The organism is Bacillus sp. ISL-46 (genome assembly GCF_018613205.1).
On record NZ_JAGGQR010000009.1, the window covers coordinates 137,364 to 163,030 of the forward strand.

Consider the following 25,667-nt stretch of genomic DNA (forward strand, 5'->3'; position numbering starts at 1 on the left):
TTTTTGAATCCTAAAGAGCACATTGAATACGAATTACGAATAACTTGGGTTTTGACAGGCACGAATTTTATTGGAGATAGAATTAAATGGAAATGAAAAGTATACACTATTTTTATGTGAAAGGTATTAACGTTACCATCATTATTTCAATATTGATGGGGATATCTAAGTACATTATTTGAATGGAAGTAGTTGCACTGGCTTCAGAAGATATCATAGGTCTATTTTTTTTAGAAGGGATGTTGTCATGAAAAAGCTTGGGTATCCGAGTGCACAAGGTTTATATCTGCCTGAATATGAACATGAAGCTTGTGGAATCGGAATGGTCGCTAATATAAATGGAAAAAAGTCACACGACATCGTGGAACATGCGATAACGATTTTATGTAATTTAGAACACAGGGGCGGACAATCTGCAGACATTAGCACTGGAGATGGCGCTGGTATTCTGACCCAAATTCCACATTCTTTTTTTGAGAAACAATGTGAAAAAGAAAATATTGAACTCCCTGAAGCAGGGAGGTATGGGATTGGTATGGTCTTTTTACCGCAAGACCCAGAGATTAGAAAAAGGGTCCAAAAATTAGTTAAAAAAGTCATTGAAGAGGAAGGACAGACTTTTCTAGGCTGGAGGACCGTACCAGTTAATGATTCTTATGTCGGTGACCTTGCCAAAAAATCAAAACCGTTTATTCGTCAAATGTTTATAGCTCCTTCTGGCGACCTTAAAGATAGAAGTGATTTCGAAAGAAAATTATATGTGATCCGAAAACGATTAGAAAACGAAGTTTCCCCTTCTGATCTTGAACATCAAGAAGGTTTATACGTTTGTAGTTTATCATCAAGAACCATTGTGTATAAAGGCATGCTAATTCCAGAACAACTCGATTCCTTTTATATTGATTTGAATCACCGAGACTTTAAGTCGGCATTAGCCCTTGTTCATTCGCGATTTAGTACCAATACATTTCCAAGTTGGGAAAGGTCCCATCCAAATCGATTTACCATCCATAATGGAGAATTTAATACCATTAAAGGAAACGTTAAATGGATGCAGGCTAGAGAAGCCCTCTGTGAATCTGAATTGTTTCGTGATAACGATTATCAAAAGCTATTTCCGGTCATTGATACAGATGGCAGCGATTCATCGATGTTTGATAATTGTTTTGAATTTCTCCATCTTTCTGGACGTTCACTAGCTCATACGGCCATGATGATGATTCCTGAGCCATGGGCAAATGACGTCACCATGGATGATGAAAAGAAAGCATTCTATGAATTTCATAGCTGTTTAATGGAACCATGGGATGGGCCTGCGGCCATTGTATTTACAGATGGGAAACAAATAGGAGCATGTCTTGACCGAAATGGGCTGCGGCCTGCCCGGTATTATGTAACAAAAGACGGGATGATTGTTTTGGGGTCTGAAGTAGGTGCCTTAGATATTTTTGTTGATGATATTGAATATAAAGGCAGACTTCACCCTGGAAAAATGCTTCTTGTTGATTTAGAAAAGGGCAAAATTATTCCAGATGAAGAAATAAAAGCGGAAATCACGTCTGAACAACCATATAAAGATTGGTTAGCTAAGCATCTAGTTCGTATAGATGACCTGCCTGAAACGAGCAATCATAAAAAAGTTTTTACTATGGATGACCGAATGAAACAACAACTTGCCTTTGGGTATACAAACGAAGAGTTAAATAAAGTATTGAAGCCTATGGTAACGGACGGGAAAGATCCTGTTGGTTCTATGGGGTATGATTCGCCGCTTGCGGTCTTATCTAAAAAACCACAGCTGCTTTATAACTATTTCAAACAGCTGTTTGCGCAAGTAACAAATCCACCAATTGATGCGATTCGAGAGGAAATTATTACTTCAGTTGTCACAACAATTGGACCAGAAAGAAACCTTATCAAACCTGAGCCTGAGAGCTGTAAACAAATTCAAATTCAAACCCCGATTTTGACGAATAGTCAGCTAGGCAAGCTGTATAAATCTAGTTTTAAGTGCGAAACGCTATCTATAAATTTTTCTGTTAAAGCTCCTAATTTTGAACAGATTTTAGACGATTTATTTTCAAAGGCTGACAATGCTATTGACAATGGGGCTTCCTTACTCGTTTTATCTGATCGCGGAGTCAATGCCGAATATGCAGCTTTACCGGCCTTACTCGCCGTTTCTGGCTTGCATCATCACCTGATCCGAAAAGGGACACGTTCTAAGGTAAGTATCATCATTGAATCAGCAGAACCTAGAGAGGTCCATCATTTCGCAGCATTACTTGGCTTTGGGGCAGAAGCCATTAATCCGTATTTAGCATTTGAGTCACTGCGAGGTTTGATTGAAATGGATGATATACGTGAAATGCAGGTTGAGGATGCTATTGATGTTTACATAAAGGCATCGACAGATGGAATCGTTAAAGTGCTATCGAAAATGGGGATTTCGACCATTCAAAGTTATCGTGGTGCACAAATCTTTGAGGCAATCGGAATTGACAAGGACGTTATTGATAAATACTTTACTCGAACTGCCACGCGAATAGGCGGTATAGGGTTAGATATTATTGCCGAAGAAGTGATGATGAGGCATAAAAGAGCCTTTGATGAGTCAAGAGGTGAGGAGAGGACATTGGAAACAGGTGATGATTTTCAGTGGCGCCACGACGGGGAAGATCATCAATACAATCCTCGGACGATTCACCTGTTACAACAAGCTTGCCGAACAAATAATTACAAGCTATTTAAAGAATATTCATCCTTACTGACAGATCCGAAGCATAATCTTCAATCGATTCGAGGCATGCTATCGTTTAAAAAACGAGAAGCGATACCGATTGAAGAAGTGGAGTCCATTGAAGAAATTTGTAAACGGTTTAAAACGGGAGCGATGTCATACGGCTCGATAAGTAGTGAAGCCCACGAAGCGCTTGCCATTGCAATGAACAAAATTGGTGCCAAAAGTAACTCTGGAGAAGGGGGAGAAGACCCTAACAGATTTACACCTGATCCAAATGGCGATTTGCGTCGTAGTGCGATTAAACAAGTTGCTTCTGGTCGCTTCGGAGTGAATAGTCATTATCTAGTAAACGCCGATGAGATCCAAATTAAAGTGGCCCAAGGTGCTAAACCAGGAGAAGGGGGGCATCTTCCGGGGAAAAAAGTTTATCCATGGATTGCAGAGGTTAGAGGTTCTACACCAGGTGTAGATTTGATTTCACCACCGCCGCACCATGATATTTATTCCATAGAAGATTTAGCTGAATTAATCCATAACTTAAAAAATGCAAATCCTTCTGCAAGAGTGAGTGTCAAGCTTGTATCAGAAGTTGGTGTAGGAACCATTGCTGCTGGTGTTGCTAAAGGGAGAGCAGATCTTGTTCTTATTAGCGGATATGACGGCGGAACTGGAGCGGCACCAAGGACAAGCTTGAAACATGCTGGGTTACCATGGGAAATTGGGCTGGCAGAGACACATCAAACATTGCTCTTAAATCGTTTGCGTGACCGGATCGTTGTGGAAACAGATGGGAAAATGATGACAGGCCGGGATGTTGTGATTGCTTCCTTACTTGGTGCGGAGGAATATGGATTTTCAACCGCACCGTTAGTCGTACTTGGATGTATTTTAATGCGTGTTTGTCATCTTGATACATGTCCAGTAGGGGTTGCCACTCAAAACCCGGAGTTACGAAAAAAGTTTACTGGTGAACCTGAGCATGTTGCTAATTTTATGAGATTCATTGCTATGGAAGTGAGGGAACTCATGGCAGAACTTGGGTTCCGGACCATAAATGAAATGATCGGAAGGACAGATGTTTTAGAGACGAATAAAGCCATTACCCATTGGAAAACCAAAGGGATTGACTTATCGGCCCTTCTCTATCAGCCTGAAGTACCTAAACATGTTAGTCGTTATGCAACGGTTGAACAGGTTCACGGACTCGATAAAACATTAGATAAGCAAGAATTAATCCCGTTATGTAAAGAAGCGCTTGAAAAACAAGAACCAATAGAGGCGACTTTATCGATTCGGAACATTAACCGAGTTGCAGGAACCATGTTAGGCAGTGAAATTACGAAACGGTATGGTGCCAAGGGGTTGCCTGAGGATACCATTCGCCTAACTTTTACAGGCTCTGCCGGTCAAAGCTTTGGTGCATTTATTCCACCTGGATTAACCATGAGACTAGTTGGAGATGCCAATGATTTTATCGGAAAGGGATTATCAGGGGGAAAAATTATTGTTCGCCCTTCACGAAAGGCTACTTTTATCTGGGAAAACAATATCATCGTCGGAAACGTTTCATTTTACGGGGCAACTGCAGGCGAAGCCTATATTAGTGGAATTGCTGGAGAGCGCTTTTGTGTGAGGAACAGTGGTGCAAATGTGGTTGTAGAAGGTGTTGGTGACCATGGTTGTGAATACATGACAGGTGGAAAAGTCATTGTATTAGGAACCACCGGAAAAAACTTCGCAGCTGGTATGTCAGGTGGAGTTGCCTATGTATTAGATGTAACAAAGGATTTCCGAGTGAAATGTAATCAAGAACAAGTGTATCTTGATTCGATCCAAGATGAGACAGAACTCCAAACAGTCTATCAATTAATCGAAAACCATGTTCATTATACACATAGTCCATATGGTAAGAGAGTGTTAAATAGCTGGGAAGATATGAGTAAGAAATTTGTACGAGTTATTCCGAAAGATTATTTAGAGATGCAAGAGCGAATTAGAACCTTGCGAGAAGGCGGGTTGAGTGAACCTCAAGCAGCACTCCTGGCATTTGAAGAAAGCAAAAAAGCTGTGAATTCGATGAAAGATGGAGGGTGAACGATGGGAAAACCAACTGGTTTTATGGATTACGAACGTCAATCAAGGCCCGAACGTGACCCTGTAACACGAACGGATGATTGGGACATTTATACGTTACCTCTTGAAGAAAATGAATTAAAACAACAAGGTGCTCGTTGCATGGATTGTGGGATTCCCACTTGTCATACAGGCACGATCATAAACGGGATGACTTCTGGTTGTCCCGTCCATCACTTAATCCCGGAGTGGAATGATTTAGTTCTTCAAGGCCAATGGGAAGAAGCCCTAAAACGAGAACATAAAATGAATAACTTTCCTGAATTTACAGGATTGGCTTGCCCGGCTCCGTGCGAAGGAGCTTGCGTACTTGGAATTAATGAACCACCGGTTGCCATCCGGTCAATCGAGTTAGAAATTGTTAGTAAAGGCTTTAAGGAAGGGTGGGTGAAACCGGAGCCACCAGAAACCCGAACGGATAAAAAGGTGGCAGTTGTTGGCTCTGGTCCAGCAGGTTTGGCTTGTGCTGCCCAACTTAATAAAGCAGGGCACCATGTTACTATTTTTGAACGTCATGATCGTATTGGGGGCCTTTTAACGTATGGGATACCTGAAATGAAGCTTCCTTATTCTGTTGTGGAGAGAAGAGTCAATCTGCTTAAAGCAGAGGGTATTACGTTTATGACAAATACAGAAGTGGGCAGGGATTACTCAATCGCTGCTTTACAATCAGAATTTGATGCGATCGTTCTTTGTGGTGGTGCAACAAAGCAACGAGATATAAACGTAGAAGGGAGAGAGTTAAAAGGAATCCATTACGCTATGGATTTTCTTCATGCAAATACAAAAAGTTTATTAGATTCTAACCTTGAGAACGGTCATTATATATCCGCAAAAGATAAAGATGTGGTTGTCATTGGCGGCGGGGATACAGGTGTAGATTGTTTGGCTACTGCTCTCAGACATAAATGCAAAAGCTTAACACAGTTTGATATTTATCAGAAAAAGGGTGAAGTTCGGGTTGATGATAATCCATGGCCGCAATGGCCGGTCATTCATCGGGTTGAATATGGTCAAAAAGAAGCAGCAGCTGTCTTTGGAGAGGATCCCCGCGCCTATGCCGTGATGACGAAAAAGTTTGTAGGCGATGAAAACGGTCATGTCAAAGAGGTTCACACCATTAACGTTGAAACGACAACCGATGAAAATGGTCAGCGAATTCGAAAAGAAATTCCAGGTTCAGAAAAAATCTGGCCTGCTCAGTTAGTCTTACTGGCGATCGGATTTAGTGGTCCAGAGCCAAGCTTCCTTCAAAAAATGCATGTCGAAACAGATGAACGAACCAATGTAAAGGCTGAGTATGGAAAATATAAAACAAATATCGAAGGAGTTTATGCAGCGGGTGATATGCGTCGAGGCCAAAGTCTAATTGTCTGGGCCATAAATGAAGGTAGAGAGGCTGCAAGGGAATGTGACAGATATTTAATGGGTGAAACTAATTTACCTTAGAACAATCCATCAAATTAGGAATAAAATGTCTGATAACAGTAGCCACGGAAGGGTAATAAACAATAACATTTATTTTAAGCAACTACTGAGGATTGAACTCTGTATTGTACAGGGCTCAATCCTTTTCGTTCTAAAGTAAACATCTATGTATGTTTACAGTTTAATCATTGTTCTTTTTACTTAAAGGTTAAACTACGACCAACCGATATTGAATTTTTTCGAAAACATTACTCTCCCAATCAGAATTAAGAAAGAAAATAGATTCATATTTTTATGCTTTTTCATAATGCTTCCTCCTTATTTTGCAACGCCCGTTTGTTTTTCTATTTTGATAATAACACTACACAAACATTATTTCGTGTTTTATGTAAGGAATTCTAACATGGTATTTTACATGTTATATAATATGACATTATTAATGTTCCGAGTAATCTGAGATAAACAAAGACCTTCTAAAGTTTTAAATTCTATTATTTGAAAATTAATAAAGCGGAAGCCTAAATTCTTATGATTTAGGCTTTTTGAGTGATAATTTCTTAATTTATCCCGTATTCACGGGCAGTAGACCCTCCTGCAAGACTTTAAGGGAACTTGGCTAAAGGTTTCTTTTCTTGGATCAGGAAGAGATAAATCAATTTATTTTTTAAAATTTTTTTATTTTTTTAAAACCTTTTTAAATCAATTGATAAAGCGGTTGCAACATGTTTGTAATGTGAGAGCAGTAAAAAAATTTAGAAATTAAGTATTTTATTTAACATTTTCATGTGATAAAATCTGACACAGGTTGAAAAAATAGAATTTTTTATTATTTTTGCGCAATTCAAAAATTGATTATTTCAGTAACTTTCAATGAAGTTCACTGATTTTTCATTTTACCGAAACTTTGAGGGGGATTTTACATGAAGAAAAAGAAGTTGGTGCTCGTTGGTAATGGAATGGCAGGTGTAAAAACAATTGAGGAGATCTTGAAAATCTCAAAAGAGCATTTTGAAATTACTATTATCGGAAAAGAACCTTATCCGAACTACAATCGAATTCTTTTATCAAAGGTATTGCAAGGAGACACGGAGGTAAGGGACATTACCTTAAATGATTGGGATTGGTATAAAGAAAATTCGATTACTTTATATACGGGAGAAACAGTTATAAAGGTAGATCCCCTTCAAAAAATAGTAACCACTGATTCAGGCCGAACCGAGCCATATGATGAAATAATATTAGCTACCGGGTCCTTGCCATTTATCCTTCCTATACCAGGAGCAGATAAAAAAGGAGTGACAACTTTCCGGGATATTAAAGATACGGACGAAATGGTTGAAGCTTCAAAAAAATACAAAAAGGCTGCCGTCATTGGCGGAGGATTGCTAGGATTAGAAGCAGCAAGAGGATTATTGAATTTAGGGATGGATGTGTCTGTTATTCATCTCCCATCCTACTTAATGGAGCGTCAGCTGGATCCAACCGCCGCTAATCTATTGAAAGAGGAATTAGAGAATCAAGGGATGAAATTTTTATTAGATAAGAATACGGAAGCGATCATTGGTGGAGAGCGCGTAGAGGGTGTTACCTTTAAAGATGGTACACAAATTGAGGCAGATTTAGTCGTCATGTCAGTAGGAATTAAGCCAAACATTGCTCTTGCAAAAGAAATGGGTGTTACCGTTAATAGAGGAATTGTAGTCAATGATTATTTACAAACGGATATTCCTCATATTTATGCAGTGGGGGAGTGTGCTGAACATAACGGTATTCCATACGGGCTTGTCGCCCCATTGTATGAACAAGGAAAAGTGTTGGCTAAACATATTTGCGGTGTAGATACAGAGCCTTATAAAGGTTCGATTTTGTCCACTCAATTGAAGGTGTCAGGTGTCGAAGTATTTTCAGCAGGCGATTTTATAGAAGGCGAAGATAAAAAAGCATTAAAGGTCTTTGATGAACAGGATGGGATCTATAAGAAAATCGTCCTTCGCGGCAATCAAATTGTTGGAGCTGTATTATTCGGTGACAGCAGCGAAGGGAACCGGCTGTTTTCGATGATTAATAAACAGGCAGACATTTCGGATACAGCTAAAATATCGATTCTGCAGCCTGTGGGTCAACAGGCTGGAGAAAGTTTAGTCGCCAGTATGTCTGCAGATGAAATCATTTGTGGATGTAATGGCGTCTCAAAAGGGACCATTGTTCAGGCCATTTTAGAACAAGGCTGTACGACCGTAGATGGGATAAAGGCTTGTACAAGTGCATCTCGCTCTTGTGGAGGATGTAAACCATTGGTTGCGGATGTCCTTCAGCTTACTCTGGGATCCGAATTTAATGCATCTGCACAAAAAGAAGCGATTTGTGGCTGTACAACCTTATCAAGAGACGAAGTAGTCGAAGCCATTAAAGTAAAAGGCTTAACACATGTTAAAGAAGTGATGAATGTTCTTGAATGGGAAACGGAAGAAGGCTGTTCAAAATGCCGCCCTGCCCTTAACTACTATTTAGGGATGGTCCATCCAACAGAATATCAAGATGAAAGAGAATCACGTTTTGTCAATGAGCGTATGCATGCCAATATTCAAAAGGATGGAACGTATTCCGTTGTACCTAGAATGTATGGTGGAGTGACAAATGCAAACGATCTGCGCCGGATTGCTGATGTCGTTGATAAATATGAGATTCCATTAGTAAAAGTAACAGGCGGACAGCGTATCGACCTTTTTGGTGTGAAAAAAGATGATTTGCCGAAGGTATGGGAAGATTTAGATATGAATTCAGGATATGCCTATGGTAAATCACTTCGTACCGTTAAAACATGTGTTGGTGAGCAATTCTGCCGCTTTGGAACACAGGATTCCATGGGATTAGGCATTCGCCTTGAAAAGAAATTTGAAGGATTGCAAACTCCTCATAAAGTAAAAATGGCTGTCTCAGCATGCCCTAGAAGCTGTGCTGAATCTGGTTTTAAAGATATTGGTTTTATCGGTATTGATGGCGGCTGGGAAATCTATGTTGGCGGAAACGGCGGTACTCACGTACGTGGAGGAGATTTACTTTACAAAGTAAAAACAGATGATGAAGCAATGGAAATTACAGGTGCTTATCTTCAATATTATCGTGAAACGGCAAATTATTTAGAACGTACATCCGCTTGGATTGAACGAGTTGACTTAAAACATGTCAAAGAAGTACTTGATGATGAAAACAAGCGCAAGGAGTTAAACTCACGTATGGATGAAACATTGTCTGTATATAGAGATCCTTGGAAAGAGATTATTGAGAATGAAAAGACAACGAAGGAACTGTTTGAAACCGTGGGAATGTCTTAATTTTTTTAAATGCCAAAATATTTCGTTGAGGAGGAAATGGATATGCAGAAGACAAAAATAAAGGTATGTGTTGGTCTAATCTCAGAATTACCGGAGCGCGTGGGAAAAACGGTTCGGTTGGATGAGGGTACAGAAGTTGCGGTATTTAAGCTATCGAGCGGAAAGATAAAGGCTGTTGAAAATAAATGCCCTCATAAAGCTGGGGTCTTAAGTGAAGGGATTGTAAGTGGGGAGCATGTTTTTTGCCCCATGCATGATTGGAAAATTTGTTTGGAGGACGGTCAGGTGCAAGCACCAGACCATGGATGTGTCAAAACCTATCAAACATTAGTGGAAAATGAAATGGTCTATTTAATAGTAGCGGAATAACTTGTTGTCTATTCAAAAAGCTATGAAAGCTGAATCCTACTGAAGGAAGTGGTAGTAATGGATTATGTTATTCCAAGTAAAGTTTTAGAAAGTATGATTGATGCGGGTGCAAAGAAAGCAAAGTTATCTATTTCACAATTACTAATGCGTGGATTTTTAGGAGCAGCATTGTTAGGTTTTGCTACAACTTTAGCCTTTTTATTCGAACTTCAAACAAACATTGGGATGTTGGGAGCTATTATATTTCCTGTCGGCTTTGTTATGATCATTCTGTTAGGTTTTGAGCTGGTCACTGGGAATTTTGCCCTTATACCTGTAGCAGTCTTAGTGAAAAAAGCTACCGTCCGAGAAATGCTTTATAACTGGTTTTGGGTAATTGTTGGGCATCTAATTGGAGGAATTGTCTATGCAGCCTTGTGTTATGTTGCGTTCACAAATGATGGTCAAACGTTTGAACATCCGTTAGTGCAAAAGATTATCAAAGTAGCTGAAGCTAAAACAATAGCATATGAAGCTATGGGATCTAATGGAATACTGGTTGTCTTTGTAAAGGCGATGCTTTGTAACTGGATGGTAACAATGGGGGCAATTATGGCTATGACTACGACAAGTACGCTTGGAAAAATTATCGCCATGTGGTTACCGATTACAACCTTCTTTGGTCAAGGGTTTGAGCATGCTGTTGTTAATATGTTTGTCATCCCAGCTGGTATGATGTTTGGTGCGGATGTTAGTTTAGCAGATTGGTGGTTTTGGAACCAAATTCCTGTATTAGTTGGCAACTTAGCAAGTGGATTTATCTTTACTGGACTAGCAATGTATTTGAGTTATAAAAAAGATATTACAAAAGAAAAAGTATCTACATTTTCTAGTAATTTAAAGAGAGTTTCTTCCTAACTGTAGGTTTAAAATAAAAACAACCGTTTATAAGAGGGTGCCCTAAAAGTTATTTTAGGCACTTTCTTTTTGTGAAACAAGAAAATCGCTAACGAGGCAGGTAGATGGACATGCATCAGGACCCCATAAAGAAAGGTTTGGAGGGTGTTAAGCGCAATTCGGCCGAACAATCGATTCAATAATGTCCAATTAAATCGTTTAATATTCTCTAATTCTCTGATTCTGGGATTTTGATAGGATGAAAGCGCAAACAAAACAAAAAAACACGAAAGCCCGTATGAATGTCGCTGATCGATTTCCCTGTCTGTAGGCCAATTTGGGTCGTATATTCAGAATACAAAAAACAGCTCAAGGCTTACGGATTTCATTCCATTTTATGTCTTGAGCGAAGCGAAAGGAATGGATATAACAATGGAAAGTAAAATAAAGTGGGGAATAATGGGGTCAGGGAGCATTGTAGACAAATGGATTTGTGGTGCAAAACAGTTGAATGATATGGAAATTGTGGCTATATCCTCTAGAACAATAGAAAGTGCGCAGAAGATGGCCCAAAAGCACAATATTTCCGTGGCATTAGAGTATGAAGCTTTGGTAAAGAGAACGGATATTGATGTCGTCTACATTCCAGTACCACATACAGCACACAAAGAATTGGCAATCATGGCAATGGAGCATGGAAAATCAGTATTGGTAGAAAAACCGGCATGTGTCAATGAAAACGAACTGATTGAAGTGTTGGAATGTGCTAAGAAGAACAATGTATTCTTCATGGAGGGCATGTGGACAAGATTTTTTCCGATTATGAATAAGATAAAGTCATTCTTAAATGATGAGGGCATCGGTGAAGTAAGAGCCATGAATATGGCATTTTCTTTCAGATTACCGGTTGAACTCCGTGATCAACGATGGATGAATCCGGAGCTTGCTGGTGGCGGTCTTCTCGATGCAGGTGTATATAATCTTCATTTTGCCTAAGAAATATTAGGGAAATATCCAGTTGCATTTACAGGATACGCAACTATTGATTCTGATGAATACCATATTCAAGTCGATGAGCAAGCAAGTTACATTGCCAAGTATGACAAAGGTGAGCTTGTCGTCATGAGTAGCGGTGTGAGAACGGATATGCTTGATGTTGCCATGATCTATGGTACTCAAGGCTATATTGAAGTACCATCCTTTTGGAAACCTACTTAATTAATGTGATGAAGGAAGGTAAGATCACTACCTATGAAGAAAATATACCTCAAAGGGTCGAAGGCATTAATGATGATGGATTTCAGTATGAGATTGCACATGTGAATGAATGTATAAGGAAGAATCTGAAAGAATCGCCAATCATGACATGGAAACAAAGCTTATCCATTATTAGGCAGTGTGATGAATTACGACGTCAATGGGGGCTTAAATATCCTTTTGAAGACTAATGAACGAAGTGATTCTTACATAAATGGAAGGAGAGAAAAAGACAAGGAAGTTATTTTTGAAAATGTTTAAGGGCTGGGTCTCATGAATGTCAGAGATCAAACCGTAAAATTTTTGAGGAGGCGGACGAAATATGAAGGCGTTATTTATTGGAGGAACTGGAACGATTAGCTCTGCTATCACGAGGTTGTTGTTGGAACAAGGTTGCGAGCTGTATCTCCTGAATAGGGGCACCCGTAATGAGGGCTTGCCGGCATACGTAAACATTCTTCAAGCGGATATTAACGATGAGGAGCATGTATCGCAACTGATCCAAAATCTGAACTTCGATGTCGTTGCGGATTTCATTGCTTTTCATCCTGCACAGCTGGAAAGAGACTACCGCTTGTTTCAAGGAAAAACAAAGCAGTTTATGTTTATCAGCTCCGCTTCCGCCTACCAGAAGCCTCTAGCTGACTATCAGATTACCGAAAGCACGCCGTTATCCAATCCCTATTGGGAATATTCGAGAAACAAGATCGCTTGTGAAGAATATTTGATGAAGCAATACCGGAACAACGGCTTTCCCATTACGATCGTGAGACCAAGCCACACTTATGACGATCGTTCCATACCGCTGGGTGTTCACGGAAAGAATGGAACTTGGCAGGTTGTCAGACGCATGTTGGACAACAAACCCGTCATCATTCACGGAGACGGAACATCCCTTTGGACGATGACGCACAACAGCGATTTTGCCAAGGGTTTCATCGGGTTAATGGGCAATATTCATGCCATCGGGGAATCCGTCAATATTACATCCGACGAAACTTTGACCTGGAATCAAATCTACGCGGCGATAGCCGATGCGCTCGGGGTCGAACTCCGTGCGGTTCATGTTTCATCGGAGTTTTTGGCTGCGTGCAGTACAGAGGATTATAGAGGCGCCTTGATAGGGGATAAGGCGAATTCCATTGTATTCGATAACTCCAAGCTGAAGAGGCTGGTTCCCAATTTTGTCGCAACGACCCGCTTTGACCAAGGGATTAAGCAAACGTTGAAGTACGTATTGGAGCATCCCGAGTTTCAGAAAGAAGACAAGGAATTCGATATGTGGTGCGATAAGGTGATTCTAGCGCTTGAAAGAGCAGCAGCATCCGTTAGGGAATAGCCGGTGCCGTAAAGTCAGTCGTTTCGATTTGCATTTTTCCAAGTCCAAGAGCTTTGTTGTCCCATAACGTTTGCTCAACGAAAGCAGATTGGTACGCGTCCACGACAGGCAGTACCCCTGCGGCTATGCAGGCTTTAACACGCTCACCCCTCGATATTCAAAGAAAATTCTTTTAGTCGAAAGGATGATAAAGATGGCAGAACTGCTGAGCAATAATGTCATTACGCATATCGGAATTCTGGTCCACGATATCGAGAAGTTGAGCCAGGCGTACACGGAATTTTTTGGCTTTGAGGAGCCGCATATCGGCAAGGAGATGCCAATCTAAGAGGATACGGGCGAGAAGGGCAACAAAAAGCCAGATATGCCGAAGCATATCTGGTTTTTTCTTTTCCACAATAAAAAATATACCCCTTCCGTCCAAATGAAATATTTGTATCTGTCATGGTTTTGGATGATAATCTTAAAGGGTGAGTGCCTCATTTTATTTTATCAATATTTAACTAAAGAAAGGATGGGGTGTAATGAACAAATGTACGAGTTTAATTATTAGCCTCATTTTAATTTTGATAACAGGCTGCAGTTCAAATAATTTTGAGATCAAGCTAATTACTCCCAAATCATTTACACCAGATCAATCTACTCCCATACAAATTAAGATATTAGATCGAGAAGGTAAACCAGTAAAAGGTGCGAAGGTTAGCGCAGATTTGGATATGCAAGGGATGAGTCATGGAGATATTTCTATGAAAATGCAGGAAACAGAAAATGGTGTATATGTTGGACAAGCTACATTTGAAATGGAAGGGGATTATACGGCTACCATTAAAATAGATGACAACGGAGAAAAATGGATGGGTGAAAAAAGATTCTCGATTGTTTATAATCATGCACAATAGTGTTGGAAACAGGATTTTTTATTTTATACAAAAAAGGGGGGACGGAGCAGAAAAACCATCCCTCTGTTTCTTTTTCACCTATGCTCGAAAATTGAAATCGTTTCCATATAATTTAATTGTTTACCCCTGAGCAGGGCTCAGGTTATAATAAAATTTATTATTTTGGATTTCGAAATAAATGCAACGAGCAAAAAATACTTCTTTTATAGAAAGGCGATGGACATTGAATAAACCTAGTGGAAAAAAACGAATACAGCTTGCAATACTTCTTGGATCACTTGGATTGTTAGGACCCTTTACAATCGATACGTATTTACCGTCTTTTCCAACGATTGTAAAAGATTTTCATACAACGGCTTCACTTGTACAAATTAGTTTAACCTCCTGTTTATTAGGCCTGGGATTAGGACAATTGGTTATTGGTCCTTTAAGTGATGTGAAAGGCCGCCGACAACCCTTGTTAATCTTTATCACCTTGTACTTACTTGCTTCTATAACATGTGCGTTGGCGCCCAATATCTATTTCCTTATCATCGCTCGATTAGTCCAGGGCTTTGCTGCTGCCGGCGGACTTGTGATCTCTAGAGCGATTGTTCGAGACCTCTTTAGTGGGAGGGAACTGACCAAGTTCTTTACGATGATGGTGTTAGTGGGGAACCTCGGGCCGATCGTTGCACCGATTGCTGGAGGGGGGATTCTTGCTTTTACCAATTGGCATGGGGTTTTTATTGCATTGGCTTGTGTAGGTGCCGTCTTGCTCTTCACGGTTGCTTTAAAATTAGAAGAAACGCTGCCAACAGAAAACCGTGTTCCAAGCAATTTACCACAAATCATGAACAACTTTGGTTCTTTATTCAGAGATCGAACGTTCATGGGGTACGCACTGACTCAAGGATTTACTGTTGCAGGAATCTTTGCCTATGTATCTGGGATTCCATTTGTCTATCAGAATATTTACGAAGTCACACCGCAGCAATTTAGTTTATTATTTGGGACCAATGGATTAGCTTTAATTATTGGAAGTCAGTTGGTCGGCCGCTTTGCAGACACTATTTCGGAGCGGACTTTCTTAAAAATAGGTTTAGCCATCGCTAATATAGCGGGTGCCGGTTTACTCATCGCACTACTATTAAACGCACCACTTCTCGCAGTTGCGATTCCGATTTTCTTTTTTGTATCTTCCATCAGTATTATTGGAACCACGTCTTTTACTTTAGCGATTGAAAACCAAGGACATATTGCGGGTAGTGCCTCTGCATTATTAGGTTTATTGCCATTTGTACTTGGGTCATTAACGGCTCCGCTTGTGGGAGTAGCAGGGGCGTATTCAGGCGTTCCTATGGGCGTCATCATCTTTTGCTCAAGTTTACTGGCTTTCCTATCCTATTTTGTATTGGTACGAAAAGCAACGCTTGGGATACAACTATCCAATGACCAGTGCTCAGTAAAGAAACCCAGTATCTAAAAATATAAAATGAAAGGAGAACACATTTCGTTAACCAGCGAATGTGTTCTCCTTTATTGATCTACTATTAATCTTAATAAGAACATATAGTTTAGGATTTTTCCTTTCAATATATTTTTATCAAAGGTTAATCCGTATATCTAACACCTTTTAAGATCATATTGACCTTTAATTTAGTACCTTGGACAATATTTTTTCGAAATTCCTTTGCCTTTTTGAAGGCATCCATCATTCCTGATGCTAAAATCTTAATTTCTCTAGTACCTACCGGTTCTTCTAGAAGAAAAATATATTCTTTCATGCTGTTTCACCTCTCAAGTTATAATTTTAATATAATTATACACGATTTTGAAAGCGATTACCACATTTATTTGTGAACGCTTTCACTTATTTCGACATAGTTTTTTATAAAGGTAGCAACCAAAACTCACAGAAAGAATGAAATTAATATGAATTTTTCTTCAACTAAACAGTTGTTACTTTAAGTACAAAATTTCACAATCTATAATTGCTTACAGAAATTAGGGTGAAATTGTCAAAGTGCTAAGACAAAATGAGCGATTTGCTTAAACAATTTTTAAAAATAATAAAGCGTCTGCAATACATGCAAACGCTTGGAGGAGGTAAATCATTTTGTTTGGTGGTAGTAATAGTACTTAGAATAAAAACTGAATGGGACAAGTGCTGATTAAGTCAAATTGCTATCCTAGAGCGGCTGTTTGATAAAACCGAGGAAACAGATTGGGAAAGTTATTTCCGAGCCCACATTCCTTATCTTGAATATCATCATCAGCCCCAAAATAAAGAATATGACCTACGAATTCTGTTGATCTATTCCATACTATATTATTTGGGTAATGAAAAATCTCGCACACATAATGTCGATAATTCTTAAATTCTGTAGCACCCAAAAAAATTTCAATTAGTCAAAAGGATTCGATAATTGACAATATTCGACCTATAGATGTAAAATACATATATATTCAAAAGAAGAAGTTCTAGCATATTTGAGCTCTTAATCCCTTCATTTCAAAAGAAGGATTCCATAGAGAAACGAATGTAAATTATGAGGAGGAACGAAAATGAATTCATCCACGACAAAGAAAAGTAAAAAAGGTCAGGTAGTAAAAACTCAAATGATAGCTGAACATCAAGGAGAAGTAATTGTATCTAATCCATTAGTAGATACAAACACAGAAATGAAAGCTGAAGCTCAAGAAGAAGTAGTTCTGTCAAATACATATGTAGAAACGCTTTGGAACCAATACGAGCAAATAGTGGATCAAGCAAGAAAGTTCCACGATAGTAGTGAAGAAGCTTATCTTAAGAATGTAAAAGAAGTGATTATGTTCAATAAAGAATATAGAAAATCAATCGCTAATTTTTATAAAGAATCATGGAAGTTCAACAGGGAAATCTTCAAAGGTGTATCCAGCAAATTTGAAAAAAATGACGTATTGAAACAAGAATCGGATCAGCCTGTAAAGCGAGTGGAAGAATTTTCTGAACGATTAGAGGAATTGGCTGTAACGCCGATCAAATTAGCGGTTGACGTAATCGAACGTTTAGAAAAGAACGTCGAAGAAAGTTGTGAAACCAATATTCACTACTCACGCGAAAGCCGCAGAGGCTTGCAAAAAGTTACTAATGAATTTGTGAAGATCGCAAAAGACAACCATAAAATTCTGGTTAATCACCTTGAAGAACCCGTAAAAGTGCTCGTTAGTGCAAATAGAATTTAAAGCATTTTCATTTTTCACTATAATAAGAAACTCACATAATTCGCTGACTCACACCCCAAGATGAAAATATTTCATCAGGGGTTTTTTTAGCTAACTTCCATACTTATTACTGCTTGGAAAGGTAAAGTTAAATGAGGGCTTTTTGGGTGGTTTAACCTTTAATAAGAAAATGTATGGAATTTGCCTGGTGTAACCACCTAACATATATTGACTCATTGAGTTTCGAAGATAATCACTAACAATAATGCTGATTACCAAGATTCTTCCACTTTCCATAAGCAATGGATTTGGAAGTTTTGTTAAATAACTATTTGGAGGATTTTGATGAGTTTATGTAATGAGATTGCTTCAGGAATTCATGTGGAAGTATTTGAGGATTCAGAAGAATTAAATAATTGGTTAATAGAATCTAAGGTTGTGAAGATACTTGATATTAAATTTAAATCCATGGTTATTATTGATGAGATTGTTATTAGAGATTGTTACTTAGTCATTTATAAATGATTATTTAATATATTTAGGTTGGCAAAAAGATTAGAAATTAGATAAGCAGAAATATATCAACACGCTCAGAGCTTTATATGCCCTGGGCGTGTTACTGTACCAAAAGTGGTGTTTATTAGCCTGTTAAAACTAAGATTCTTGCAAACTCAAATATAATTCGCGTGTTCGATCAGATGCTTTATATTATTAAGCTGAAAAGCTCCATATATTCTATCTTTGGAGGTAAGCTCATGGATAAAAAATTGTTGTAACTGCTCTTTATTCGTAATCCGTTTTACGATGCTGTTATCCGACCAATCGTGAACCTCTTTTTCATTTTCATCGTAATTAAAGAATACCAATGTGTTGATCCATGTTGTAATATCTTGATCTTGTAAATAATTGGACAGGATGACGGCTGTCTCCTGAACCTGACTAATTGGATTTTCATAAGTCTTCACAGTTAATGCTCCCGACTCATCCTTATCAAATACGAGCGTTTCCTCTTTTTCACTGTCTATTATCTCTGTTAAGAACGAAAACTTGTGGCTGCCCATTCTTTTTAATCCCAAAACGATGTGGCCTTTCCAGTGTTTTGTTTCTATTACATAAATACCGGTTGATAAAAGGACGATGTGATCGATCTGCCGCGTAGTACCGTTTTTCTCTGGAATAAAAATGTTCGGCATAATAATCATTTCATCTGGTGAAATAAGTGTTTTTCTCACTAAATCTGATTTAAAATTTTCTAGTAATTGATGGGTAATGATTTCCTCACCATTTCGATAATTTTTCCGAATCACTTCATTTTCGATCAACAGTTTTTCTATTTCACGTTGGAATGATTCGTTCAAAAGCATGACCTTCTCATCGAATTTAGTTGCTGCCGTTTCCATCGAAGCCTTTTGCCATTCTTTAATGGCTGTTACCTCTTGGAAATGGTTGCTTCTCATTTCTTTTTGTTTCGCCTTTTCCTTTTTTACGATAAAAATAAGCCAAGCGACAGATGCAGCTAGTACTGTGGAAATAATTAACCAGGTCATTTCATTTCTCCTTGTCTACCAGATCATATTTAATAGTTTTTTAATAGCATTTTATCTAATTCACGGACTTTATCATAGGAATTTACTAATTTTTCAGGTACCAATGTTCTGCCAGAATCCCAAGCATTCGTTTCTATTTTAGCTAGAAGCTGTGCTTTTTCTTCATCCTCGAAATATTTTAAAACCCTTAAATCATGTTTGTTATTCTTAAATTCTAAATAATAACCGAGTTGACGATATAGAATAATTTTAACACAATCTACATCTGTCTCTTTAATTTTAAAGTTAATATTTGCAATATATCCATTAATTTGTAAATAGTTAAACTTAATCGTATTCGTCGTTACATTAAAGCTCATAGGTGCAAGTAGTTTATTGTTCATTTCATAATCAATAGTTAATTGGTGTTCTTGCAAAGTATTTTCAATTATTTCCTCAATATCTCTTATATAAAGCATTTTATCGATCGCTACCTTTCAAAATCTACTACTCTTATTTTTAAGAAATGATAGTAGAAAGTAAATCCATCTATTTTCCTTTAGACTTTATTCCTATCACATTTGAGTTGATTAACATTAAAAGAAAACCCGCCAATCAAAATATTAGCGGGATATCGTATTATAAGGTCTGTTCGATGCGTATTTTCTCGAGTAATGCTTGGCAACCCTGTGAAATAAGATCATAGGTTTCCTGAAAATCACCTGTGTAATAAGGATCGGGGACATCTTTATTCTGTTCAGATAAATCAAGCAGACGAATGATTTTTGGATGATTAGGCTTGCCGGTTATCTCAGAAATATTCTTTGTGTTACTTTCATCCATGCCGATGATGTAATCGAATTTTTCAAAGTCTTCCCTTGTTAATTGGCGTCCGACCAGACCATCTGATGAGATGTTGTAAGTTTTTAAAATGGCTAGGGTTCCTTTATGTGGAGGAGATCCAATATGCCATGCACTTGTAGCAGCGGAATCGCAGGCTACTTTATTGGTCAAATTTTCTTTTTTTAGTAAGTCGCGAAACAAAGCTTCAGCCATCGGAGAACGGCAAATGTTTCCTAAGCAGACAAATAAGACATTGATCATGTTAATAACTCCTTTTTCCTTATCTAACAAATAGTTTACTTAATTTGATTACTTTAAGTAAAGTGGAAACCTAAGCTAGTGACTATTTCATCTGGAAGATCACTAAGAAACAGGGCTTCACTCAAAAGTTTCAAATCGTCATGTATTAGTTCTTTGATTTCAGGATTTTCGCATTTGTAATAATCGTCTGTCAATCGTTTAAGTTCATGACAGATCAGCTTAATTTGAATCAAGGTAATCTATCCTTCCTTGCTATGCGTGGGTTGGGTCATGATAGTTTTATGTAAAAGCCAATAACTGTATCTCTTGTGTGTTTCCAATTTACTCATACCAGTATGAAAATATATAGAAAATATTTAATGAATAACCTAAATATGTAAAACTGATAATAGGTTATATGAATATGATGAATAGGAGTATTCAAATGGTATGAAATTCCTGCGAAATAAAAATAAACATTCTAAGGCAGAGCAAAGAAATAAACTGAAATCTGATACAGAAGGATACTCACTCGAGCCTAATTTAGAAACTATGCTGCATAAAATTAAACAAGAAATTGGTGATAGCCCTGATCTCGTTATTCGCTCGTTTCAGATTGGGAACATTCCAAGCATTCCAGTTGGGGTTGTTTATATAAGCGGGTTAACGGATGAGCAATCTGTTAACGAATATGTTATACGATCGTTAATGGTAGATACGGCAGACAGTAAATTAGAAATAGATTCTAATCATGTATTCGATCTTATCTTAAATAATGCTTTAACAATTGGGAATGTAAATATTCTAAAAGATTGGAATGAACTCATTTTTTCCATTTTGTCAGGCGATACAATCATTTTAATAGATGGCTATGCTGAAGCTATATCGGGCAGTACAAAAGGTGGTCAGTGGAGGGCAATTACAGAATCGACTTCGCAAGTTAATATCCGAGGACCTAAGGACAGTTTTAACGAATCCATTACAACTAATATTGCTCTTATCCGGAGACATCTTAAAAGTCCACAGCTACGATTAGAAACGATGAGAATCGGAAAGGTTTCACAGACTAATGTAGTAATTATGTATATGAAGGGAATTGTTAGTGATGAGCTTGTACAGGAGGTTCGACAGAGGCTGACAGATATCCAGATTGATGCTGTTCTTGAATCAGGATACCTTGAAGAACTTATTCAAGATCGAACCTTTACTCCCTTTCCAACTATATATAATACAGAACGGCCGGATGTAGTTTCTGGTAACTTATTGGAAGGAAGAATAGCCGTATTCGTAGATGGTACTCCGTTTATTCTCATCTTACCAACTGTTTTTTCGCAGTTCTTTCAATCATCGGAAGATTATTATCAGCGATATGATATTGCCTTAGTAATGAGATTAATTAGATATACAAGCTTTTTTATTTTATTACTGGGACCATCCTTTTACATTGCAGTTACTACCTATCATCCGGAAATGCTTCCAACCTCTCTTCTCATTAATATTATGGCTCAACGAGAAGGAGTTCCTTTCCCTGCCTTGATCGAGGCTGTGATTATGGAAGCTACATTTGAAATATTACGTGAGGCTGGCATTCGTATGCCTCGGGCAGTCGGACAAGCTGTTTCGATTGTAGGAGCGATTGTATTAGGACAAGCCGCTGTGGAAGCAGGAATTGTCACAGGACTAATGGTAATCGTCGTAGCTATAACAGGGATTTCGAGTTTCGCGATACCCGCATACAATTTGACCATTGCCGCGAGAATGATTCGTTTTCCTTTAATGATCATAGCAGCGCTGCTTGGTTTTTACGGACTGACGTTAACGATGATTTTATTAGTCGCTCATATGAATAGTTTACGTTCGTTTGGTATTCCATATCTGGCCCCTTTCACGCCTTTTTCTTGGAAAGGTCAAAAGGATACCGTGATTCGTGCTCCTTTCAAGTCTTACGTAGCGCACTCTCGTTTGATTAATCAAACAAATGCAGTGAATACAAAAACTGATAAACTCAAATCGTCGGCTAGTGAATCGAGGAAATAAAGCAAAGGGGAATGCAGATGAAGCGTACGGTTTTCAGTCTTTTTTGCTTATTATTTGTATGTACAATATTCCTTACGGGTTGTTGGGATGAGCGTGAGTTAAATAAAATAGCTCTTGTAATGGCCATAGGGTTAGATAAAACAAAAGGAAAAGAGGAATATCGCGTCTCGTATGAAGTTGTGAATCCAACAGAAATTTCGGGAAAAACAGGGACAGGAAGAACTACACCTGTTACAGTTTACAGTAGTTCTGGTTCTACGGTATTCGAAGCACTTCGCAATGCGGCAGAAGAAACACCTCGACAGCTAATGATTTCCCATATAAACATTATTGTAATCGGAGAAGACTTAGCAAAAGAAGGTATACACGGTATATTAGATTTTTTTGAAAGAGATGATGAAGGTCGTTTAACGTCAAATTTACTCATAGCTAAAGATGCTAAAGCGGAAGAAGTCCTTAAAACACTTACACCTATAGAAAAAGTCCCAGCATTTGCAATAAAAGGGAAGCTCGACACAATGGTCAAAAAATTGTCTAAAGGCTACGATATTGAAGTGGATGAGGTGATACGGGGAGCATTAAGAAAAGGTGGCGGGCCTGCTATTAGTGGAGTTCAACTGATTAAACATGCCGAATCAGGATTAAAGGAATCCGATATAAAAAGAACCACACCAGCCACAATTATAAAAATTAGCGGTCTAGCTATGTTTAAACACGGTAAGCTAGTTGGATGGTTGAATGGTGAAACAGCACGAGGCGCTGCAGTGATTAATAATAAGCTGAGAGGATCTGCTGTCAGTATCGGCTGTAAACAGAAAAAAAGGGGGCTTAGTATTGAAGTTCGAGGTTCCAAAACTAAAATTAAAGCCAGCAGTCGAGATCGTATTCCTACCATTCAGCTATTTGTTAAACAAGAGGGCAGTATTGGACATATATTGTGTGCCATTGACTTAAAAAAGTCTAAAGAAATTAGAAAGTTAGAAAAAAAATGGGCGAAAGAAACGAAAAAAGAAGTAGAGAACGCAATATCCCAAGCACAAAGAAATCACACGGATATTTTTGGTTTTGGAGAAGCATTAGAACGAACAAATAAACAAGAATGGAAAAAAATAGAAAAGAACTGGAGTAACATCTTTGCAAAATCCAAAGTAGAAGTTCATGTCGAAACGAGAATCAGACGTCCTGGGATGAGATCAATCCCATATCTTTTCAGTGAAACGGAATAGATAAAAGCGGAATGGAGAAATGTAAACGATGGAAAAAGCAAAAATTAGTGCCGGGGAGTTTTTTTCTCTCATTGTTTTGTTTAACTTTGGTACGGCTCTTGTCGTTAGTTTAGGACTACAGGCTAAGAAGGATGCTTGGCTGGCCATTTTTTTTGGAGCAGCAGGTGGGATCATCCTTTTTTTTATATACCGTTCTCTCTTTCGAATATATCCGCAGCAACCGCTTATCAGCTATATTCAAACTATTTTAGGGAAATATATAGGATGGCCGTTAAGTTTACTGTATATCCTTTTTTTTATCTATGGTGCAGCTAGAGATGTGAGAGATGGGGGGGAAATTCTCACGAGCGCCATATTAGATCAAACACCATTGCTGATTATTAACCTCTCGATCATTATAACAATCGCGTATGTTCTTTATAAGGGAATTGAAGTATTAGTCAGAACAGCTCAATTCTATTTGGTACTGGTTATATGTTTAGGGCTAATAAGCAACCTTCTTCTCATATATTCTGGAGTTATAGATATAAATAACTTATTACCCATACTTCGTGACGGATGGAAGCCTGTTTTCACAACATTTTATAGTCAAACATTATCTTTCCCCTTTGGAGAAATGATTTGCTTTGCGATGCTATTTCCATTGCTGCAAAGCGACAAACAAGGGGTAAAAATGGGATTTTGGGCAGTGGTTTTTAGTGGTTTGACATTAAGCTATACAATCGCACTTGATACAGCTGTACTCGGTTCTGACATTGCAGGTCGCTCATCATTTCCATTGTTAACAATGATTAGTAAAATAAACATTGGGGAATTTATACAACATCTAGATTTAATTGTTATTTTAACGTTAATTATTTGCAACTTTTTCAAGATTGCTGTTTTTTATTATGCAGCTGTTATGGGGGCAACAGCTTTATTTAACCTTCAAGATTATAGGAAAATGGTAGCTCCTATCGGAATCATCATTCTCTATTCTTCTAGTATGATCGCATTTGATTTTTCAGGACATCTGGAGGAGGGAAATTTCTCACTCAAAACCATATTTCCTCTTTTTGGAGAAATCATACCCGCATTCCTTCTTCTTATAGCTGTGATTCGAAAAAAATTTAGTCAACGATTACGAGATATTTAATGAATTTTCTTTTTCACAAACATAATCATAGGCTTTAAAAACCATATTGAGATTAAAATTAAAGAGGAGGATATTTCCGTTGAATCCATCAACCAAAACGGGTTATTTAAGTTCTGCCAACATTGAGAAATTGTCTGACCTAAAAACAAGTCCATTGCAACAGCAAAACCTATACTCAGTATAAGAAGAAAAACAAATATAATGAATGATCTCATGAAAATGAAACCTCCTGTGTGTTACAAACTTTCCCATAGTATGACTTATTGATGGTGTTTTCATTATTGCTGTTGGCAGGAACAATATGTTAAAACCTAACCATGCAAAAAACGGTTCTCCAAATAAGAAGGATTTTTTTGTATTGAAGGAATTTCCCCTGTTATTAAATTATAAAGATACACTTAAAAAATTTTCTTCTGTTTTGTTTTTGAAACTAGTGGTTATAAAATATTGGTTTTTAGGTATTCTTCTAATCCTTATTCTGTTATTGTCAGCCAAGGAAGCCCTAAGGCTGAGTGTATTCTTTAGAAACTTGATTTCAGGATTGTGATTTCCGCCAAAGAAGGAATGCTTTTTTCCCCAAATAAATCTTGATAAATTTGAATTACTTTTTCCTTCTCTACCAAAATTTTGATTGTGCATGACGTGAAAGTAAACGTCATATATACCCTATTTAAAATGAACTGAGTTTTTGACCAATAATGGTTTTACCAGATCGATTAAGGGTTTATTTCCATAAAGAAACAGCAATATATAACTATAAGAATTTTTTCTGAAAATTCAATTAAAATTTGGAAATGTAAGCGTTTTCTATTATAATGAATAATGGGTTGGATGGCATGCGTGGCCGTCAGCGTATCTGGCGTAGGTGGGGCCGATACTAGGGACAGATGTAGATGGTCCTTGTAGTAAGATACTTAACATAGTTCGTTAAATCATGTGGAAAATCAAGGATGAAGGAGAATTATAAGAAAAACTTCATAAAAATAATACGTGCTGGATCGATTAAATTGCGATCCAGTTTTTTATTCGGAATTCGATCAATACTTCGGTATTTAGAATATCAACGGTCTCAAACTATATCTGTTATAATTGGAC

At 37.9% G+C, this 25,667-nt stretch carries 21 protein-coding genes; 15 read left to right on the forward strand and 6 right to left on the reverse strand.

Going from position 1 to position 25,667, the window contains the following annotated elements; all coding sequences use genetic code 11:
- The first annotated feature begins 247 nt into the window (after positions 1-247).
- The 8 genes from gltB to J7E67_RS04000 all read left to right on the forward strand — a co-directional run bounded on the left by gltB (position 248) and on the right by J7E67_RS04000 (position 13,480).
- Positions 248-4,837 carry a glutamate synthase large subunit gene (gene gltB, locus J7E67_RS03965; RefSeq protein ID WP_214711591.1) on the forward strand — a complete coding sequence of 1,530 codons (4,590 nt, stop codon included), beginning with the start codon at positions 248-250 and terminating at the stop codon, positions 4,835-4,837.
- A gap of 3 nt (positions 4,838-4,840) precedes the next feature.
- Positions 4,841-6,325, forward strand: a complete 1,485-nt coding sequence (locus J7E67_RS03970; protein WP_214711589.1) for a glutamate synthase subunit beta — start codon at positions 4,841-4,843, stop codon at positions 6,323-6,325.
- 899 nt (positions 6,326-7,224) lie between these two features.
- Entirely contained in the window at positions 7,225-9,639 is a 2,415-nt protein-coding gene (gene nirB / locus J7E67_RS03975; protein ID WP_214711587.1) for a nitrite reductase large subunit NirB, read from the forward strand.
- 36 nt (positions 9,640-9,675) lie between these two features.
- A complete protein-coding gene (gene nirD, locus J7E67_RS03980) occupies positions 9,676-10,008 on the forward strand; it encodes a nitrite reductase small subunit NirD (RefSeq protein ID WP_214711585.1) in 333 nt (110 codons plus the stop codon).
- Positions 10,009-10,065: 57 nt separating this feature from the next.
- Positions 10,066-10,905, forward strand: a complete 840-nt coding sequence (locus J7E67_RS03985; RefSeq protein ID WP_214711583.1) for a formate/nitrite transporter family protein — start codon at positions 10,066-10,068, stop codon at positions 10,903-10,905.
- 399 nt (positions 10,906-11,304) lie between these two features.
- Complete coding sequence (locus J7E67_RS03990) at positions 11,305-11,880, forward strand: Gfo/Idh/MocA family protein (protein WP_214731049.1); 576 nt, start codon at positions 11,305-11,307, stop codon at positions 11,878-11,880.
- Between the two features lie 206 nt (positions 11,881-12,086).
- Positions 12,087-12,332 carry a hypothetical protein gene (locus J7E67_RS03995; protein WP_214711579.1) on the forward strand — a complete coding sequence of 82 codons (246 nt, stop codon included), beginning with the start codon at positions 12,087-12,089 and terminating at the stop codon, positions 12,330-12,332.
- A 131-nt stretch (positions 12,333-12,463) separates the two neighbouring features.
- Positions 12,464-13,480, forward strand: coding sequence for an SDR family oxidoreductase (locus J7E67_RS04000; protein WP_214711577.1), 1,017 nt, complete (start codon positions 12,464-12,466; stop codon positions 13,478-13,480).
- Positions 13,481-13,652: 172 nt separating this feature from the next.
- Here the strand turns inward: J7E67_RS04000 and J7E67_RS04005 are convergent, their stop codons facing one another.
- Positions 13,653-13,877, reverse strand: a complete 225-nt coding sequence (locus J7E67_RS04005) for a hypothetical protein (protein ID WP_214711574.1) — start codon at positions 13,875-13,877, stop codon at positions 13,653-13,655.
- Positions 13,878-14,004: 127 nt separating this feature from the next.
- On the opposite strand from J7E67_RS04005, the gene J7E67_RS04010 reads away from it, so the two are divergent.
- Both J7E67_RS04010 and J7E67_RS04015 read left to right on the forward strand, forming a co-directional pair.
- Positions 14,005-14,379: a FixH family protein gene (locus J7E67_RS04010; RefSeq protein ID WP_214731050.1), complete on the forward strand. Its 375-nt coding sequence runs from the start codon at positions 14,005-14,007 to the stop codon at positions 14,377-14,379.
- Between the two features lie 178 nt (positions 14,380-14,557).
- The gene (locus J7E67_RS04015; RefSeq protein ID WP_214711567.1) at positions 14,558-15,844 is read left to right on the forward strand and encodes a Bcr/CflA family multidrug efflux MFS transporter; all 1,287 of its coding nucleotides are present in this window, start codon (positions 14,558-14,560) and stop codon (positions 15,842-15,844) included.
- 127 nt (positions 15,845-15,971) lie between these two features.
- On the opposite strand, the gene J7E67_RS04020 is transcribed toward J7E67_RS04015, so the two are convergent.
- Positions 15,972-16,145, reverse strand: coding sequence for a hypothetical protein (locus tag J7E67_RS04020; protein ID WP_214711564.1), 174 nt, complete (start codon positions 16,143-16,145; stop codon positions 15,972-15,974).
- A 781-nt stretch (positions 16,146-16,926) separates the two neighbouring features.
- Here J7E67_RS04020 and J7E67_RS04025 point away from each other — a divergent pair.
- Together J7E67_RS04025 and J7E67_RS04030 are read left to right on the forward strand one after the other, a co-directional pair.
- Positions 16,927-17,586, forward strand: a complete 660-nt coding sequence (locus J7E67_RS04025) for a hypothetical protein (protein ID WP_214711562.1) — start codon at positions 16,927-16,929, stop codon at positions 17,584-17,586.
- A 324-nt stretch (positions 17,587-17,910) separates the two neighbouring features.
- On the forward strand, positions 17,911-18,090 hold the full coding sequence (locus J7E67_RS04030) for a hypothetical protein (protein WP_214711560.1): 180 nt from the start codon (positions 17,911-17,913) through the stop codon (positions 18,088-18,090).
- Between the two features lie 146 nt (positions 18,091-18,236).
- Here the strand turns inward: J7E67_RS04030 and J7E67_RS04035 are convergent, their stop codons facing one another.
- From J7E67_RS04035 to J7E67_RS04045, 3 genes are all read right to left on the reverse strand, one after another.
- A complete protein-coding gene (locus J7E67_RS04035; RefSeq protein WP_214711558.1) occupies positions 18,237-19,112 on the reverse strand; it encodes a nuclease-related domain-containing protein in 876 nt (291 codons plus the stop codon).
- Positions 19,113-19,141: 29 nt separating this feature from the next.
- Positions 19,142-19,570 (reverse strand): hypothetical protein, encoded by a 429-nt coding sequence (locus J7E67_RS04040; RefSeq protein ID WP_214711556.1) that lies wholly within the window; start codon positions 19,568-19,570, stop codon positions 19,142-19,144.
- A 160-nt stretch (positions 19,571-19,730) separates the two neighbouring features.
- Complete coding sequence (locus J7E67_RS04045) at positions 19,731-20,195, reverse strand: low molecular weight protein-tyrosine-phosphatase (RefSeq protein WP_214711553.1); 465 nt, start codon at positions 20,193-20,195, stop codon at positions 19,731-19,733.
- 429 nt (positions 20,196-20,624) lie between these two features.
- On the opposite strand from J7E67_RS04045, the gene J7E67_RS04050 reads away from it, so the two are divergent.
- From J7E67_RS04050 to J7E67_RS04060, 3 genes are read left to right on the forward strand one after another with little or no spacing between them, the layout of a single operon-like run.
- The gene (locus J7E67_RS04050; RefSeq protein ID WP_251026553.1) at positions 20,625-22,211 is read left to right on the forward strand and encodes a spore germination protein; all 1,587 of its coding nucleotides are present in this window, start codon (positions 20,625-20,627) and stop codon (positions 22,209-22,211) included.
- A gap of 17 nt (positions 22,212-22,228) precedes the next feature.
- Positions 22,229-23,437, forward strand: a complete 1,209-nt coding sequence (locus tag J7E67_RS04055; protein WP_214731051.1) for a Ger(x)C family spore germination protein — start codon at positions 22,229-22,231, stop codon at positions 23,435-23,437.
- A gap of 28 nt (positions 23,438-23,465) precedes the next feature.
- Complete coding sequence (locus J7E67_RS04060) at positions 23,466-24,572, forward strand: GerAB/ArcD/ProY family transporter (protein ID WP_214711548.1); 1,107 nt, start codon at positions 23,466-23,468, stop codon at positions 24,570-24,572.
- Here J7E67_RS04060 and J7E67_RS32505 read toward each other — a convergent pair.
- On the reverse strand, positions 24,569-24,787 hold the full coding sequence (locus J7E67_RS32505; protein WP_483861466.1) for a YczF family membrane protein: 219 nt from the start codon (positions 24,785-24,787) through the stop codon (positions 24,569-24,571). The genes J7E67_RS04060 and J7E67_RS32505 overlap by 4 nt on opposite strands.
- Between the last annotated feature and the right edge of the window lie 880 nt (positions 24,788-25,667).

Excerpts from the sequence above, each read along its gene's own strand:
- J7E67_RS04025 (WP_214711562.1), top strand. The coding sequence starts at position 16,927 with ATGAATTCATCCACGACAAAGAAAAGTAAAAAAGGTCAGGTAGTAAAA.
- J7E67_RS32505 (WP_483861466.1), bottom strand. The coding sequence starts at position 24,787 with ATGAGATCATTCATTATATTTGTTTTTCTTCTTATACTGAGTATAGGT.
- J7E67_RS04020 (WP_214711564.1), bottom strand. The coding sequence starts at position 16,145 with ATGAAAGAATATATTTTTCTTCTAGAAGAACCGGTAGGTACTAGAGAA.
- J7E67_RS04035 (WP_214711558.1), bottom strand. The coding sequence starts at position 19,112 with ATGACCTGGTTAATTATTTCCACAGTACTAGCTGCATCTGTCGCTTGG.
- J7E67_RS04030 (WP_214711560.1), top strand. The coding sequence starts at position 17,911 with ATGAGTTTATGTAATGAGATTGCTTCAGGAATTCATGTGGAAGTATTT.
- J7E67_RS04055 (WP_214731051.1), top strand. The coding sequence starts at position 22,229 with ATGAAGCGTACGGTTTTCAGTCTTTTTTGCTTATTATTTGTATGTACA.
- gltB (WP_214711591.1), top strand. The coding sequence starts at position 248 with ATGAAAAAGCTTGGGTATCCGAGTGCACAAGGTTTATATCTGCCTGAA.
- J7E67_RS04060 (WP_214711548.1), top strand. The coding sequence starts at position 23,466 with ATGGAAAAAGCAAAAATTAGTGCCGGGGAGTTTTTTTCTCTCATTGTT.
- J7E67_RS04040 (WP_214711556.1), bottom strand. The coding sequence starts at position 19,570 with ATGCTTTATATAAGAGATATTGAGGAAATAATTGAAAATACTTTGCAA.
- J7E67_RS04000 (WP_214711577.1), top strand. The coding sequence starts at position 12,464 with ATGAAGGCGTTATTTATTGGAGGAACTGGAACGATTAGCTCTGCTATC.
- J7E67_RS03985 (WP_214711583.1), top strand. The coding sequence starts at position 10,066 with ATGGATTATGTTATTCCAAGTAAAGTTTTAGAAAGTATGATTGATGCG.
- nirD (WP_214711585.1), top strand. The coding sequence starts at position 9,676 with ATGGATATGCAGAAGACAAAAATAAAGGTATGTGTTGGTCTAATCTCA.
- J7E67_RS04010 (WP_214731050.1), top strand. The coding sequence starts at position 14,005 with ATGAACAAATGTACGAGTTTAATTATTAGCCTCATTTTAATTTTGATA.
- nirB (WP_214711587.1), top strand. The coding sequence starts at position 7,225 with ATGAAGAAAAAGAAGTTGGTGCTCGTTGGTAATGGAATGGCAGGTGTA.
- J7E67_RS04045 (WP_214711553.1), bottom strand. The coding sequence starts at position 20,195 with ATGATCAATGTCTTATTTGTCTGCTTAGGAAACATTTGCCGTTCTCCG.
- J7E67_RS03970 (WP_214711589.1), top strand. The coding sequence starts at position 4,841 with ATGGGAAAACCAACTGGTTTTATGGATTACGAACGTCAATCAAGGCCC.
- J7E67_RS04050 (WP_251026553.1), top strand. The coding sequence starts at position 20,625 with ATGAAATTCCTGCGAAATAAAAATAAACATTCTAAGGCAGAGCAAAGA.
- J7E67_RS04015 (WP_214711567.1), top strand. The coding sequence starts at position 14,558 with ATGCAACGAGCAAAAAATACTTCTTTTATAGAAAGGCGATGGACATTG.
- J7E67_RS03990 (WP_214731049.1), top strand. The coding sequence starts at position 11,305 with ATGGATATAACAATGGAAAGTAAAATAAAGTGGGGAATAATGGGGTCA.